This window comes from Arthrobacter glacialis (genome assembly GCF_002909415.1).
Classification (GTDB): domain Bacteria; phylum Actinomycetota; class Actinomycetes; order Actinomycetales; family Micrococcaceae; genus Specibacter; species Specibacter glacialis.
In genome coordinates this window covers 309,654-324,598 of the sequence record NZ_PPXB01000001.1, presented here as the reverse complement: position 1 = coordinate 324,598, position 14,945 = coordinate 309,654, and the positions used below count along the sequence as shown (strand labels likewise).

At 63.1% G+C, this 14,945-nt stretch carries 12 protein-coding genes; 10 read left to right on the top strand and 2 right to left on the bottom strand.

Annotated features, from left to right (window positions below; genetic code table 11):
- The first annotated feature begins 42 nt into the window (after positions 1–42).
- Both CVS28_RS01405 and CVS28_RS01400 read left to right on the top strand, forming a co-directional pair.
- Positions 43–969: an NADP-dependent oxidoreductase gene (locus CVS28_RS01405; protein ID WP_103480476.1), complete on the top strand. Its 927-nt coding sequence runs from the start codon at positions 43–45 to the stop codon at positions 967–969.
- A 188-nt stretch (positions 970–1,157) separates the two neighbouring features.
- On the top strand, positions 1,158–2,360 hold the full coding sequence (locus CVS28_RS01400; protein WP_103480380.1) for a hypothetical protein: 1,203 nt from the start codon (positions 1,158–1,160) through the stop codon (positions 2,358–2,360).
- Positions 2,361–2,436: 76 nt separating this feature from the next.
- On the opposite strand, the gene CVS28_RS01395 is transcribed toward CVS28_RS01400, so the two are convergent.
- A complete protein-coding gene (locus tag CVS28_RS01395) occupies positions 2,437–3,354 on the bottom strand; it encodes an Lrp/AsnC family transcriptional regulator (protein ID WP_103480379.1) in 918 nt (305 codons plus the stop codon).
- Positions 3,355–3,582: 228 nt separating this feature from the next.
- Here CVS28_RS01395 and CVS28_RS01390 point away from each other — a divergent pair, with 228 nt between their 5' ends.
- The 8 genes from CVS28_RS01390 to CVS28_RS01355 all read left to right on the top strand — a co-directional run bounded on the left by CVS28_RS01390 (position 3,583) and on the right by CVS28_RS01355 (position 13,728).
- Positions 3,583–4,428, top strand: a complete 846-nt coding sequence (locus tag CVS28_RS01390) for a transporter substrate-binding domain-containing protein (protein ID WP_103480378.1) — start codon at positions 3,583–3,585, stop codon at positions 4,426–4,428.
- Between the two features lie 108 nt (positions 4,429–4,536).
- The gene (locus tag CVS28_RS01385; RefSeq protein WP_103463968.1) at positions 4,537–5,274 is read left to right on the top strand and encodes an amino acid ABC transporter permease; all 738 of its coding nucleotides are present in this window, start codon (positions 4,537–4,539) and stop codon (positions 5,272–5,274) included.
- A gap of 32 nt (positions 5,275–5,306) precedes the next feature.
- Positions 5,307–6,074 (top strand): amino acid ABC transporter ATP-binding protein, encoded by a 768-nt coding sequence (locus CVS28_RS01380; protein WP_103464116.1) that lies wholly within the window; start codon positions 5,307–5,309, stop codon positions 6,072–6,074.
- Entirely contained in the window at positions 6,064–7,092 is a 1,029-nt protein-coding gene (locus CVS28_RS01375; protein ID WP_103480377.1) for a C-terminal binding protein, read from the top strand. The genes CVS28_RS01380 and CVS28_RS01375 overlap by 11 nt, the downstream gene beginning before the upstream one ends.
- A gap of 38 nt (positions 7,093–7,130) precedes the next feature.
- Entirely contained in the window at positions 7,131–8,882 is a 1,752-nt protein-coding gene (locus tag CVS28_RS01370; protein ID WP_207767421.1) for an amidohydrolase, read from the top strand.
- Positions 8,883–8,894: 12 nt separating this feature from the next.
- A complete protein-coding gene (locus tag CVS28_RS01365) occupies positions 8,895–10,556 on the top strand; it encodes a thiamine pyrophosphate-binding protein (RefSeq protein ID WP_103480376.1) in 1,662 nt (553 codons plus the stop codon).
- 9 nt (positions 10,557–10,565) lie between these two features.
- Positions 10,566–12,185, top strand: coding sequence for a zinc-binding metallopeptidase family protein (locus CVS28_RS01360; protein ID WP_103480375.1), 1,620 nt, complete (start codon positions 10,566–10,568; stop codon positions 12,183–12,185).
- Positions 12,186–12,315: 130 nt separating this feature from the next.
- Positions 12,316–13,728, top strand: a complete 1,413-nt coding sequence (locus CVS28_RS01355; protein WP_103480374.1) for an NAD-dependent succinate-semialdehyde dehydrogenase — start codon at positions 12,316–12,318, stop codon at positions 13,726–13,728.
- 34 nt (positions 13,729–13,762) lie between these two features.
- On the opposite strand, the gene CVS28_RS01350 is transcribed toward CVS28_RS01355, so the two are convergent.
- Positions 13,763–14,929, bottom strand: a complete 1,167-nt coding sequence (locus tag CVS28_RS01350; protein ID WP_207797142.1) for an amidohydrolase — start codon at positions 14,927–14,929, stop codon at positions 13,763–13,765.
- Positions 14,930–14,945: the final 16 nt, after the last annotated feature.

Here is a 14,945-nt window from a genome sequence, read left to right as displayed (position 1 = left end):
GGTATCCACACGACGATAAGGACTCACACCATGAGCTCAACCATGAAGGCCATGACCTACGCACAATATGGCGGCACCGAAGTTTTGGTACAAACCGAGCGACCCACGCCCAAGGTCTCCCCCGGCGCTGTGCTGATCCGGGTCAAGGCAGCCGGCGTGAACCCCGTTGATTGGAAGGTCATGTCCGGCGGGCTGGATCCGCTCATGGACGTCAACTTCCCCGTGACCCCGGGCTGGGATGTTGCCGGCGTGGTGGAAGCAGTAGGTTTTGACACTCCCGAGTTCAAGGTGGGCGATGAGGTCTACTCCTACGGACGCCGCGACACCGTCCAGGGTGGCAGCTTTGCCGAGCTCATCGCCCTGCCGGCAGCCGCCGTTGCCCACAAGCCCAAATCGCTGTCCTGGGAGCAGGCGGCAGCCCTGCCACTGACGGGTATGACGGCCCAGCGCACACTCGACGCCTTGGGCACGGCAGCAGGCCAAACCCTTTTGATCCACAACGGTTCAGGCAGCGTAGGCCGCACGGCCATCCAGCTGGCAGCACTGGCCGGCGCGCGCGTCATTGCCACGGGATCGACCAAAAACCATGATCGCCTGCGTGAACTGGGCGCCGAGCCGCTGGAATATGGCGCGGGTTTGGTGGCGCGCGTGCGCACGCTGGCTCCCGACGGCGTGGATGCCGTGGCCGACTTTGCCGGCGGCGTCCTTGAAGACACCTTGGCCCTGCTCAAGGAGGGCGGCCGGCACGTATCCATCGCGGACTGGACTGTTCTTGGCCACGGCGGGCAGTACATCTGGGTTCGCCCCGACGCCGCTGAACTGGAGCGCCTGAGCGTGCTGGTTGAGGATGGCAGCCTCGGCGTGGACGTTGCGCAGACCTTCCCCATGGAGGAGGCCGCCGCCGCATTCCAAGCCAGCATGACCGGCCACGGCTCCGGCAAGATTGTGCTCACGCCCTTCACCGCCTAGGAACCACCCTCTTTCGACGCTCGCTCACATATGAGGCACTTTCGGACGACGCTCGCTCACATAGTGTGAGCGAGCGTTTTGGGTGTGGCGTACCTGACGATGCATCCCCACCGGCACCATGCCGGCCAGCGCTGCATCGACTTTGACGTTACCTTTAAGGGAACCCTCCCGCTATCCCAAGGAATGCAGTGGCCAAGAAGCCCAAGAGCACCAAGAAGTCCCGTTTCGGCAATCCCGTAAAAGCGGCTGCCGACGCGGCCACCCGGACGCATGCCACGCCGTCGGCCGATGCCCGGCTGGAACGCGCCATGATCGCCCTGTCGCCGGGCTTTGTTGCCTGGCTGGAATCCCAGGGCCGCCCGGACAAGTCGATCGACATGAGCCTGTTGATCCTGGACGACTTCTTCGACATGTACCGCATTGTGGAACCACACATGGATCCCACGGCCCTGGTGCCCGCAGCGGTCCAAGAGGTCATGGACGTGACGGCCGACGCCAACCCGGTGGGAGTCATGGGCATGCGCAGCGGCGTGCGCGACTACGCCAACTATCTGGACCAAATGCGCCTCTGGACCGGCGCGCCGGAGGACCTGGATGTAGTTCGGGACGTGTGCAATCAAACCGGCGGGCCCGGCTCGGACTTCGACAGCGATGAGGTGTCCCCGGAGGACTGGGAGTTCGCCGACGTCTTCATTCCAGTGCTCAGCCGGGAGGAAATGGTTGAAACGGCCGCGAAATCCCCTCTGTGGAAGAACACGCTGGCCCTGCTTCAGTGGCTGGGTGACGGCCGCGAGCTGACAGCTGACGGCACCATGGAGGCGACCCCGGACGCCTTGGCGGCCCTGGCCCACAGCGGGATAGGGAAGCTGGGCGCAGCCAAGGTCACCACGCCCCAAGACCACCTCGCCGCCCGGCTGGATTTGTACTGGGAACTGCTGAATGTGGCGGGCCTGGTGTCCGTCGAGGAAAACCACCTCCGCCCCACCCCGGCCGCACTGGCCCTTGCCGGCGAAGACGACATGCTCCTTGCCATGCGGGACCTCATGGGCCAATTCATCTACATCATGACCCTCGAAGGATCCGAGGAAGGCGACTACGAGGAGTGGCACCTTGACATGGCCGATTGGCTGACCCAGGCCGCCTCCGAGGCCCCGCCCGAGGCCGAGTTGCTCGTCCAGGCCCTCAAGGAGCCGGACGCCGCGGACCCGGACGTGCTGGCGATCGCCCAAAACATCGCCCAGTGGGCACAGGAGGGGCTGGTCACCGTGGGCGAATTCGTTCAGGTGCCGCCAGCCTGGCGCCCGGATGTCTTCGACATGCTCAAGGACGATTTCCCCATCAAGGCCACGGGCCCTGGCGCTGCGGACCAGATCCAGCCCGGCACCGACTGATTTTCCCTTAAAGTACGACGGCGGCACGCACCTTCACCACAGAAGGCGCGTGCCGCCGTCGAACTTTCGGAAGAATTCAGTGCCCTATCAACGTCGCCAACTGGTCCAACGTGTTCTCGTAGCGTTCCTGAACGATCCGGGTGTGCAGCCAGGTGTCAATGTGGCGAACCCCGGCCAATGACCTCAACTGGGCCACGATGTGGTTGTAGGCGTGCTGTGAATCCGTGGCTATGGTTGCCACCAGGGAATACCGGCCAATGGTCCGGGCAACGAATTCAACACCATCCACGTTGGCTAACAAGCGGACAACCTCGGGTGAGGCGTCGCCAATCAATGACATGCCGCAGCCAAAAACAATGGATCCCGAGGTCCCGTTTCGCCGGGTGATGGCGCCAATTTGCATGATATTTGCGTCAATGAGCCGCAACGCCCGCGTCCTGCAGGTGCTCATGGAGACGCCCACTGCTTCACCAATCTCGGCGAAACCTGTCCGCCCGTCCTGCTGGAGGATCCGCAGGATGTCGATGTCTGTTTGGTCCAGTGACAGGCGCTCCAGCACTGGTTCTTCACCCAGAAACAGGCTGCGGATAACCCGCTCGTACAACAAAACGTTGACGCCAGTGACCGCGGGAAGGGCACTGACAAGGGCCACTGTCTGGTACAGCTCCCCCATGGTGCCCATGCGCACCTCAACCACTATTTGGTGGGTTCCGGTGGTTTCGGAGATGTACACGGCAGAATCCAGGGCATCGATCCCGCGCAGGGTTTCCTCATTGTCCCCGGAAACCTGCACTGCCAAGTGGGCCAGCACCTCGAAGCCAAGAACCCGCGGGTGAACGGCAGCTATGACCTTCACCTTGCCCGAGGCCAACAGTTCGTTGACCCGGGCGGCCACATGCGCGCGGTTGCTGCCCACGGATTTGGCCAGGTCGCTGTAGGAGGCCCTCCCGTCAGCTTGCAGCTGATGTACAAGCGATCTGTCCAAAGTATCCATTCCATCTTTATACCAGCAATCACGCCACTGATGACAAATAATTAACAAGACTGGAACAATTCCAACAACTTGCAGCGGTTTACCCGTAACTCCTGTGCAACATTGGAACAGATACTGAGATATTCCAATAATTTGTTGACTTAACGTGCTGCGTGTCACACACTGGATGAGACATCCCCGCTGACACCACCAAGCGTGCAGCAATGCCTCACTTTCAGGAGAACTACAATGGCGAATTTCTTCAAACTTGCTGCAGCGGCTTCCATCGGCCTGCTGGCACTTTCCGGCTGTTCAGCTTCCACTGGGGAAGAAGCTGCAGTCGGAAACAGCAATACGCCCAAGGATCTGGTCAACGCTGGCCAGGTAACTTTGTGCATCGACCCGGAGTACCCCCCGCTTGAGTACTACGCCGACGGTTCCGGCGGGGACATTGTTGGCTTCGACGCCGATGCCGGGCGCGCCTTGGCCGACTACTGGGGCGTCAAGATCAAATTCGAGGTCACCTCATTTGACGGACTCATGCCGGGCTTGCAAAGCGGACGCTGTGACATGATTCTTGGCGGTCTTTACACCAGCCCCGCACGCCTGGAGGTGGCTGATGCGGCACCCATCATGAACGCGGGCCCGGCAGCATTGGCAGCCCCGGGGCTGGCCGGCGAGCTCAAGAGCAAAATGGATCTCTGTGGCAGGAAGGTTGTGGCCCAGGCCGCGTCCAGCAACGCAGCATCAATAACCGCGATGGGCGAGGAATGCACCAAGGCCGGCAAGAGCGCCCCGATACTCTCCGAGTACCCCAAAACTTCAGACACCGTCCTGGCAGTGATCAACGGCAAGGCTGAGGTCCTGGTGGAAACCAATGTGGCCGCCGCCTACATGGTCACCCAAAACCAGGGCAAGTTGGAAATGGCCAATCAGGTCTTCGACCCCGACACCACCTTTGGTGTGTTCAGCAAGAAGGGCAGCACCTTGACCCCTGCCATTGCTGCGGCCTTCAAAGCCCTCAAGGACGACGGCTCACTGGCCAAGGTCGCCACCAAGTACAACCTTGACCCAACCATTCTTGACGTCAAGTAATTAGGGCCACGATCCCGCCCGGTACATTCCCCGCACCACACCCCGGTGCTGCTCAGTCCGCACTTAGCAGTGGGCCCCGCCCACCATTCGCACGAGAGTACACAGACAATGTTTTTTGATCCAAACATCTTCTTCGAGCAGCTAGTCAGCGTCGACTACATCAAGGGCGCGGCCTTGTCGGTGGCGGTGGCCATCGTCGCCCTCATCCTTGCAACCGTCATCGGCTTCTTCATGGCCATTGGCCGCACGGCCAAACAGCCGTACTTGCGGGCACCTGCCCACTTCTATGTCTGGTTCTTCCGGGCCATCCCTGCCCTGTTGGTGCTGTTGATCATGTGGAACGCCCTTCCGCAGATGATTCCCGCACTGCGCGCCGATTGGTTCTCTCCCTTCATCGCAGCCTCCGTGGGGTTGGGTCTGGTCGAAGCGGCCTTCATGTCAGAAATTATTCGTTCGGCACTGCTGAGCGTCGATGACGGCCAGGCGCTGGCCGGTCGGGCGTTGGGCATGTCCCCCGCAAAGGTGATGATCAAGGTGGTCCTGCCCCAGGCCATCAGGATTGCGCTCCCACCTACAGGCAACGAGTTCATCGGACTGATCAAATACTCATCCTTGGCTTCGGTCATCTCGCTGCGCGAGCTGCTCACAACCGCCCAGGTGGGTGTGAACATCACCTTCCGCTACGCCGAATACTACGCAGCGGCCATCGTCTACTACCTGGTGATTGTCACCATTCTCTCGTTCCTGCAAAACCGTTTGGAGAAGAAGTTCGCGTGGACCTCCAAAACGGCAAAAGTCAAGAAGACCGCTGAACCCGTCGTCGCCACCCAGGTAGGTATCTCATGAACACCGTCACCAGCCCTGCCCAGGAGCACACCATGACAACGCAAGCAGTCCTTCAAGTGCGGGACCTTCACAAAACCTACAACGGCAACCAGGTCCTCAAGGGCGTGGAGTTCGACATCAACAAGGGCCAGGTCAAGGCAGTTCTGGGCCCCTCCGGCTCGGGCAAGTCCACCATGCTGCGCCTGATGGCCCTGCTGGAACCGGCCGACTCCGGGGAGATCCTACTCAAGGGCAGCAGGATCGGCAGCCGCGAGCACAAGGGGAAAGTGCTGCATCTGCCGGAGCGGGCTCTCGCCATCCAAAGGCAGGAAGTGGGCATGGTCTTCCAACGCTTCAACCTGTTCCCGCACCTGAGCGCCGAGCGCAACGTGATGCTGGGGCTGACAAGCGTCAAAGGCATCTCGCACCACGAAGCCCGCGCCCAGGCCAGGGAAATGCTGCAAAAGGTGGGTCTGGACAACCGGGCAGACCACTACCCTTCGGAGCTTTCCGGTGGGCAGCAGCAGCGGGTGGCGATTGCCCGCGCGCTGGTCATGAACCCCTCCGTGATGCTCTTCGATGAGCCCACCTCGGCACTGGATCCGGAACTGGTGGGCGAAGTCCTGGAGGTCATGGAAAACCTGGCCGAGTCCGGCATGACCATGATCGTTGTCACCCACGAGGTGCGTTTTGCGCGCCGCGTGGCCAACCAGGTCACCCTCTTTGACGGCGGCGTCATCGTGGAGCAGGCCGAACCCGAGCAGTTCTTTGAAAATCCCCAGCACGAACGCACCAGGAAGTTCCTCAGCCATGTCCATTAGCACCCTCCCCCCCTCCAAACCGCCGGAAGCGCCGGCGAAGACCCTGCGGGCCGTCTACACAGACATGGACGACGTCGAATTCCTCGCCGGGATGCGGTTGCTGGAGGATTGCGGGTTCAGCGTTGACTACTTGAACACCCAGGATCCGGCGCGCATTGCCGCCGAGGCCCACGATGCCACAGCCTTGCTGGTGGGGTATGCCGCCATCACGGCCGAGATCATGGATGCCATGGCGTCCTTGAAGGTCATCGCGTTGCTGTCCATGGGCTTCAACAACGTTGACGTTGAAGCGGCCCGGGAGCGTGGCATCTGGGTCACTAACATTCCCGGCGCAGCCACGGAAGAAGTTGCCACCCACGCCCTGGCCCTCACCTTGGCTGTGACGCGTGGCCTGCCTTTCTACAGCGCCACGGTGCAATCCGGACACTGGAATCAGCGGGACACCATCATTCCGCCGCGACTGAGCCAGACGCGGCTGGGCATTCTGGGCCTGGGCCGCATAGGCACCCGCTTCGCCGAAATGGCAGCAGGGGTATTTGGCGATGTGGTGGGCTACGACCCCGCGCTGCCGGACACGCTCGAGGTGCGCCAACGTCTAGCCGAGGCCGGCATCAGGCGCACCACCTTGGAAGGGGTGCGGGACACCGCCAATGTCCTTTCGCTGCACATGCCATTGACGGATGACACCGCGGACATGATCAACACCGAGTTTCTGGCCGCCATGCCAGCCGGGTCTTTCCTGATCAATGTCAGCCGCGGTGCACTGGTTGATTCGCAGGCGCTGCGTGACTCGATTGCCTCCGGGCATCTGGCGGGGGCTGGCCTGGATGTGCTCGATGTTGAGCCGCCGATCCAGGGCGAACACCCCCTGCTGGGCAACCCCCGCATCCTCATCACACCCCACATGGCCTACTTCTCGTACTTCACGGAAACCGAGTATGTCCGCCAACAAGCTCAAAACGTGGCCTCGTGGAAGTCCACTGGACGCCCGGACTCCCCCGTCGTCGAACTCCCCTAAACCATTCACCCACCCTCCGATTCCTAGGAGAGAAGTTCTTGCGTAAACTCACAGCCTTTGAAAGCCGCCCGTTTGGGCACCGTCCCACCATCGTCACGGCCAGCAAAATCCACACTATGGATCCCACGGCGCCAAACGCCGAAGCGTTCTTGATGATCGGTCCTGAGATTGTCGCCGTCGGCTCCCTGGCGCACTGCCGCGAGGCGGCAGCGGAGCACGGCGGCCAGTACCCCGATTTCCGTGACTTTGCCGGGGCCACCATCGTGCCCGGATTCATTGACGCCCACGCCCATCCACTGATGTATGGGCAGATGATGAGCTGGGTGGACTGCGGGCCGGACAAGGCCTCCACCATCGGTGAAATTGTGGAATTGCTGAAGGAAGCGGCCGCGAAGATCCCCAATGGCTTGCCCGTGCGCGGTTACGGTTATGAGCACAGGAACCTGCTCGAGGAACGCCACCCCACCCGCTTTGAGCTCGACGCCGTCGCGCTTGACCGTGAGGTGTACCTGATGAACGCCTCCGGGCATGGCGGTGTGGTCAACTCCTACACATTTGAGCTCAACGGGATCACCTCCGCCACCCCCAACCCGGACGGCGGCGAGTTTTTCCGCGATGGCAGCGGCGAGCTGACGGGTGAACTGTCAGACGCCGCCTGCAACATCCTCACCGGCGTTGACGGGGTCAAGATTGGCCACCACGGACCCAATTTTCACCTGGCCGACGAGCCGGCCGAGCACCTGCGCCAGCTCGGCGTGGCCCAGGAGAGCTTCCTGGCGGGAGGTGTGACGAGTATTGGTGACGCTCAGGTGTCCCGCCGTGAGTTTGATATGTACCTGCGCCTGGCCGCGGAGAACCAGCTCAAGGTTCGTGTGAGCATGTACCTGCTCTCGCACTTGCTCGACGACGCACTGGATATGGGCCTGCACGGCCAGTTTGGCAACGCTCACCTGAGCTTCGCCGGCATCAAGCTCTACGCCGACGGCACGCTGGGCGGCTGGACTGCCTACTTCCCCGACGGCTATGTGGGCGATCCCTGCCGCACCGGCCAGCTCTACCACGAGCCGTCAGCGTACAAGGAGCTCATCCGCAAAGCCCACGCGGCGGGCTTGCAGACAGCAACGCACGCCCAGTCACCCACAGCCATTGAAATGGTCATCGGTTCCATTGAATCGGCGCTGGCGGAGCATCCCGACGCCGACGCCCGCCACAGGATTGAACACTGCGGCCTGCCCACCCTTGATCAGATTAATCGCATGGCCGCGGCAGGCATCTACCCTGTCAACCAGCCGCAGCACTACTACAACTGGGGTGAGGGCGTGCAGCAGGCCATCGGCACCCCCGGCGAACGGTTCAACCCGCTGGGGGAATTCATTGCCGCCGGGGTCCCCGTCACCATCAGCTCCGACGCCCCCGTGGCCGAGCCCCGCCCCCTGGAAGCCATCCAGGCTGCCGTGACCCGGGTGACCCGCAACGGCCACAAGCTCGGTGCCAACAACTTGTGCATCACAGCCGCTGAGGCGCTGGCCGCCCACACCATCAACGCCGCCAAGGCCTTGGGTCGCGAGGATGACCTGGGCTCGCTCGCTGTGGGCAAGAAGGCCGATTTCGCCGTCCTGGCCCAGGATCCCCTCACCTTCGCCGCCGATCGAATCTCCTCCATTGGCGTCCTGGCAACCTGGATCGACGGGACCTGCCAGTACACTGCCGATCAGGGCGCCGACAGCAACCAGACGGACCGGCACGTGCCCGCCAACACCCCTTCCGCCCTTCACGCAGTGAATTCCTGACAGGAGAATCCCATGCAGACCCAAGCAACAGAGCTCAACACCGCCGTTGAGAGCATGCCCATCACCAACAACGCCGGTTACTCCATTTTGAAGACGCTGCGCAACTATGGCGTTGACACCATCTTCGGGATTCCCGGCACCCACAACCTTGAGTTTTACCGGCACCTTGCTCCCCTGGACATGCGCCCCGTCACCACCCGCCACGAGCAAGGCGCCGGTTACGGTGCCGATGGCTGGGCACAGCAGAGCGGACTGCCCGGCGTTGTCATCACCACCTCCGGCCCTGGCCTGCTGAACGCCCTTTCGGCTGCAGGCACTGCCTACTGCGAGTCACGGCCCCTGATCATCCTCTCCCCCGGCGTCCCGGAGGGTGAGGAGTTTGCTGATATTGGTTCGCTGCATGAAACCAAGGATTCGACGGCGGCTGCCGGAGCCATCGTGGAATGGAGCCGCCGCGTCCATTCAGCCACCGACGCCGTTGCAGCCATCCACGACGCCTTTGAAATGTTCCGCTACGGCCGCCCGCGGCCCGTGCACATTGAAGTGCCGCTGAACATTCTCGAAAGCGAATCCGACTGCGCTGCCGTGTTGCTGGAGGCCCGGCCGCTGCGCGCCGGCCAGGGTGCTGAGGCGGAAGCCCTGACCACGGCGGCGAAGTTGCTGCGCGAGTCAGTAAACCCCGTCATTTTGGCAGGCGGTGGCTCCATCCGTGCCGGCGCCCACGTGGCTGCTTTGGCCCAGTTGCTGCAGGCACCCGTGGTGACAACCCTCAACGGCAAGGGTTCCCTGCCCGAGTCACACCCACTTTCCCTGGGCTCGGACATCAGGCTGCCCGCCGCGCAGGATTTGTGCGACAACGCCGACGTCCTGTTGATCATTGGCTCCAAGGTGGGCGAGTCCGAAATGTGGGGCGGCAAGCTTGCCCCCCGCGGCACGGTGATCCGCGTGGACATCCTCGGTTCGCAGGCCAACAAGAACGTCAGCTCGGATGTGGCCCTGATTGGCGAGTCGGCCATGATAGTTGAGCAGCTGATTGAAGAAATTGGCGCCCAGGACCGTCCCGCAGCCGATCTGGCGGCGGTGCGCGCGGCATTGCGCACCCAGGCACGGGCCCTGTCCCCGGAATTGAGCCGCATCGCCGAGGAGGCTGCCTCGGTGTTGCCCGCCAACACCATTGTGGGTGGCGACTCCTCACAGATCACGTACCTGGGGACGGCGTCGTTCATCCCGCAGGAACACCCGCACTCCTTCCTCTACACCCCGGCCTATGCAACGCTGGGATACGGCCTCCCGGCGTCGATCGGGGCAAAGATTGCCTCGCCGGACCGCGCCGTGGTCTGCATCCTCGGCGACGGTGCCCTTATGTTCGCCGTGCAGGAGTTGATCACGGCCGTGGAGCAGCGCCTGGACCTGGTGGTGGTGTGCGTTGACAACGGCGGCTACGCGGAGATCCGTTCGAATGAGGCCGACCGCGGCATCCCGGCCGTGGGCGTGGACCTGGTCCAGCCCGACTGGGCGGCACTCGCCACAGCCTTCGGAGGCACCGGACACCGCATCACCGATGCTGTCGATTTCGCCCCGACCTTGCAAAAGGCCGTGCAGGCCCGCGGACTGCAGCTGCTGCACGTCCCCGTGGAACTGTTCAGCGCCACCACCACTCCAGAAGGGAACTAGGAAGCCACCATGACCCTTTCTTCAACAGAACTCGATGCCGGTCCCGCCCTGACGGCGGCCACCAAGGCCACTGCGCAGCAGTGGATTGACGACAACATGGGCAAGCTTTCGCTCTGGCACAAGCACATTTGGGACTTGGCGGAGCCTGCCTGGCGCGAATACAAGTCAGCCCAGTGGTACGTGGATTTGCTGCGGCTCGAAGGTTTCACGGTGGAGTCCGGAAGTGCCAGCATGCCCACCGCCTTCAGCGCGGAGTGGTCGTTTGGCGACGGCGGCCCGGTGCTTCTCACCTACGCCGAGTACGACGCCGTGCCCGGTAACTGCCAGTCGGCCGGCACCGAGCGCTCACCTCGCGAGGGCCTCAGCCCCTACGCCCCCGGTCACACCGACCCGCACTCCGCCTTGGGTATCTCCACCCTGGCCGGCTTGCTGGGCACCAAGCACGCCATGGCGGTGCACGGCATTGCCGGCACCCTGAAGTACACGGGCGAGCCGGCCGAAAAGGTCCAGGGTTCCAAGGTGGTCCACGGCCTGCGCGGCTACTACGACGGCGTCGACGCCATCGTCAGCTTCCACCCTTTCTATATGCTGCCGCTGTGCAACACTGCCCGCTGGGACACCCAGTGCGGCAGCTATTACAGCAAGGTCTACACCTTTGTCTGTGACGAGCCGGAGACCTGGCAGCTGTCGGCAAACCCGAACTCCCCCATCCCGGCTTCCCATTCCGCGGCACGCGCCCCGGGCGCCAATGTTGCCTTGATGAGCATGTACACCTCCACTCGGATCATGCAGGACGCCATGCTGCCCAGTTTTGGCGGCTGGTCACTTTCCGATGCCATCTTCACCCAGGGGCAGGCGACGGCGGACAACCTGCCGGCGGGCATTGCCCAGATCCAGTACTCCTGGCGCTGCCCCACCCTGGAAATGGCCGAGCACGTGCTAACGGTGCTTGACCGCAACGCCGAGCATGCCGCTGCCATGGCCCATTGCCGTTTGGAAACCACCTGGGTGGCCCGCAACCGGCCGGGCCGCACCAACCACGCATTGGCCGAGGCCTTGTACGCAAACCTGGAGCAGGTGGGTGCCCCGCAGTATGGACCTGAGGCAATTGCCGCCGCCCAGCGGATCCAAAAAACCCTGGGCGTTGAACCCATGGCCAAGCCGTTCCTGGACGAGTGCGAAGCACTGATCAGCCCCCAGGACGCCGAAGCTGCGCTGCGCGAGCATTTGGCGCCGTGGCAAAAGAACTGGACCAGTGATGACTATGTAGAGATGACCCACTACGCCCCCACCGTCCGGTTCTACGTGTCCCGACCGGCGCTCAAGCCCGCTCCCGGCCAGGGCGCCTACCCCGGCTGGGTCATGAACGCGCTGGGCGGGATCGCGGCAACCATTGACCCCACCATCGAGGTGGCCGGCAAGACCATCGCCGGCACCTTCGTTGACCTTCTGACACGCCCCGAGCTTGTGGCGGCGGCGAAGAGCGAATTCGATATCCGCGTTGCCCAAGATCCCATGCCGGCACTCTTGCCCATTGACTTCATGCCGCCCACGGAATTCGCCTGGCCCGACTATGCACTTGCTCCCGACGGCGAGCGCGTCTGGTACCCCAAGGTTGCCGGGCAGTAATTTTCTACAACGTTGTGCCTGGCCTGTGGCGTGGGATGTTTCAAATGCTTGTCCATGGGGCATGCTTTGAAGTATCCCGCGCCACAGGCGTGTAGCCGCCCCACCACCAACTTCAAGAAGAGGACGCACCGTGCCCCAAGCATCAGTTCCCAGCAACAGCTCTTCCCAGCACTACCGGGTGACCAACCCGGCCACCGGCGCCGTCGTCGAAGAGTTCCCCACCGCCACGGACGCCCAGATCCAGGATGCCTTGGCCCGGTCCGAGCAGGCGTTCAGCAGCTGGCGCCAGGTCCCCATCACCGAGCGCGCCGCCGTCGTCTCCCGCATTGCCGAGCTGTTCGAAGCACGCAAGGAAGAGCTGGCCGCCATCATCACCGAGGAGATGGGCAAGCGGCTCGCCGAATCAGTGGGCGAGGCCGAGTACTGCGCCGAAATTTTCAGCTACTACGCGCAGGAAGGCCCCTCGCTGGCCGCGGACCAGCCCATCAAGGCCATCGGTGGCGCGCAGGCACTGATCCAAAAGCGCCCCATTGGCCCACTGCTGGGCATCATGCCCTGGAACTACCCGTACTACCAGGTGGCCAGGTTTGCGGCCCCCAACCTGGTGCTGGGCAACACCATTATTCTCAAGCACGCCGAGAACTGCCCGCGGTCGGCGCTGGCCATTGAGCAGCTCATGCTCGACGCCGGCCTGCCCGCGGGTGCCTACATCAACCTTTTCGCGTCCCACGCGCAGATCGAGACCATCATCTCCGATCCCCGCGTTCAGGGTGTTTCCCTGACGGGTTCCGAACGGGCCGGTGCTGCCGTGGCCCAAATTGCCGGGCGCAACCTGAAAAAGGTGGTCCTGGAGCTTGGCGGTTCCGATCCCTACATTGTCCTGGCCAGTGACGATGTGAAGGCCTCGGCGCAGGCCGCCTTCCAAACCCGGATGGAGAACGCCGGGCAGGCCTGCAACTCCAACAAGCGGATCATTGTCATGGACAGCATCCACGACGAGTTTGTGCAGGAATTGACGGACCAAGCCGCGGCCCTAACGCCGGGCAACCCTGTGGAGGACGACGCCGAAACCTACGTTCCACTGTCATCCGAAGCTGCCGTTGAGGGCCTGCTCGCCCAGATCAACGATGCCGTTAGCAAAGGCGCAACCCTGCATTCCGGCGGCGTGCGGGCAGACCAGCCGGGCTACTACCTGGCCCCCACCGTGTTGAGCGGTGTCACACCGGAGATGCGCGCGTTCAGCGAAGAGCTCTTTGGTCCCGTGGTGGTTGTCTACAAGGTCTCCAACGACGCCGAGGCCGTGGCCCTGGCCAACAATTCCGACTACGGCCTGGGCGGTGCAGTCTTTAGTCCCGATGGCGAGCGGGCATTGGCCGTGGCCCAACAAATCATCTCCGGCATGGTGGCCGTCAACGCACCCGCCGGCGAGGGTGCGGGTATGCCCTTTGGTGGCGTGAAGCGCTCAGGCTTCGGGCGCGAACTGGGTCCGCTGGGCATGGAGGAATTCGTCAACAAGCAGCTGCTGTACGTGGCCCAAGCCTGACGCTCGCTCAGCAATGGGGCGTTTGGGGTGCGGACTAGGCCGGATTCATGAGTCGCAGCCGTTGTCGCGGGTCGCTGGCCAAGTCCACGCAGGTCCAGGCCATGGCCAGGGCCCCGTCCCAGATGACGTGGTCTCCCTGGGCCGAGGCTGCAACATCAGCAAACGAGCTGTCGTGGATCCCCGGGCAGCCCTCCCCCAGGCTGATCATGGGGTGGATGGTGGGATACTCATGCGAAACATTGGCCATGTCGGTGGAGCCGCCCCGCCTTCCGGCAGGTTTGAGCGGACGCCCCAGAAGCGCCGAATTTGCGCCAAACAAGCCGACCATGGCGGGGTCGGTGCGCAGCTCCGCGTAGATGGGTCCGTGCTGCACCATCTCCAGTCGGGCTCCCGTCGCCAGCGCGCCAGCATCCATGCAGCGCGTCAGAACAGCCGTGGCCCGGGCCAGTGATTCAACATCATGGGCTCGGACCATCCACTCGCCTGCGGCGTGGTCGGGGATGACATTGGGCGCGGTGCCGGCGGAGTCAATGTAGCCGTGAATTTGCTGGCCGGGTTCCAACTGCTGCCTGGCCAGGCCCACGGCCGTCATGGCAATCGTCATGGCGTCTAGGGCATTGATCCCCTCCCACGGGCTCGCCGACGCGTGGGCGCCCCTGCCAAAGTACTGGATCTTGTAGCCGGCACAGGCATAGGGGAGCATTTCCAGTTCATCAACATCCCCGGGATGGATCATCATGGCCGCGTGCGTGCCGGCAAAGTCGCCCTGCTCCAGCATGAGGACTTTGCCGCCGCCGTTTTCCTCCGCTGGAGTGCCCAGGAGCCGCACTGTCAGGCCCAGGTCATCTGCCACAGGAGCCAGGGCAATGAACGCTCCCAAGGCCGCTGCGGCAATGACATTGTGGCCGCAGGCGTGGCCCAAGCCGGGAAGGGCATCGTATTCGGCGCAAATGGTGAGCACCAGCGGCCCACTTCCCACCTCCGCCCGCAACGCAGTGGGAAGAGAACCAAGGCCTGCCTGCACCCGTGCTCCCGGCACCGCAGCCAGTTCGTGCGCCAGCCACTGAACGGCCTGGAATTCCGCAAAGCCCAGCTCCGGGTTCTCATGGAGTTTGTGGCTGAACGCCAACACTCTGGGCAGATTCGCCCGCAGTGCTTGTTCTGCCCGGGCATTGTGGTCGGAAGTGCTCTGCGAGGTCAAGGGCATACTTTCAGTA

What these genes read in the sequence shown, in the direction of transcription:
- CVS28_RS01405 (WP_103480476.1), top strand. Translation starts at nt 43, where the DNA reads ATGAAGGCCATGACCTACGCACAATATGGCGGCACCGAAGTTTTGGTA.
- CVS28_RS01395 (WP_103480379.1), bottom strand. Translation starts at nt 3,354, where the DNA reads ATGGATACTTTGGACAGATCGCTTGTACATCAGCTGCAAGCTGACGGG.
- CVS28_RS01390 (WP_103480378.1), top strand. Translation starts at nt 3,583, where the DNA reads ATGGCGAATTTCTTCAAACTTGCTGCAGCGGCTTCCATCGGCCTGCTG.
- CVS28_RS01385 (WP_103463968.1), top strand. Translation starts at nt 4,537, where the DNA reads ATGTTTTTTGATCCAAACATCTTCTTCGAGCAGCTAGTCAGCGTCGAC.
- CVS28_RS01380 (WP_103464116.1), top strand. Translation starts at nt 5,307, where the DNA reads ATGACAACGCAAGCAGTCCTTCAAGTGCGGGACCTTCACAAAACCTAC.
- CVS28_RS01375 (WP_103480377.1), top strand. Translation starts at nt 6,064, where the DNA reads ATGTCCATTAGCACCCTCCCCCCCTCCAAACCGCCGGAAGCGCCGGCG.
- CVS28_RS01365 (WP_103480376.1), top strand. Translation starts at nt 8,895, where the DNA reads ATGCAGACCCAAGCAACAGAGCTCAACACCGCCGTTGAGAGCATGCCC.
- CVS28_RS01360 (WP_103480375.1), top strand. Translation starts at nt 10,566, where the DNA reads ATGACCCTTTCTTCAACAGAACTCGATGCCGGTCCCGCCCTGACGGCG.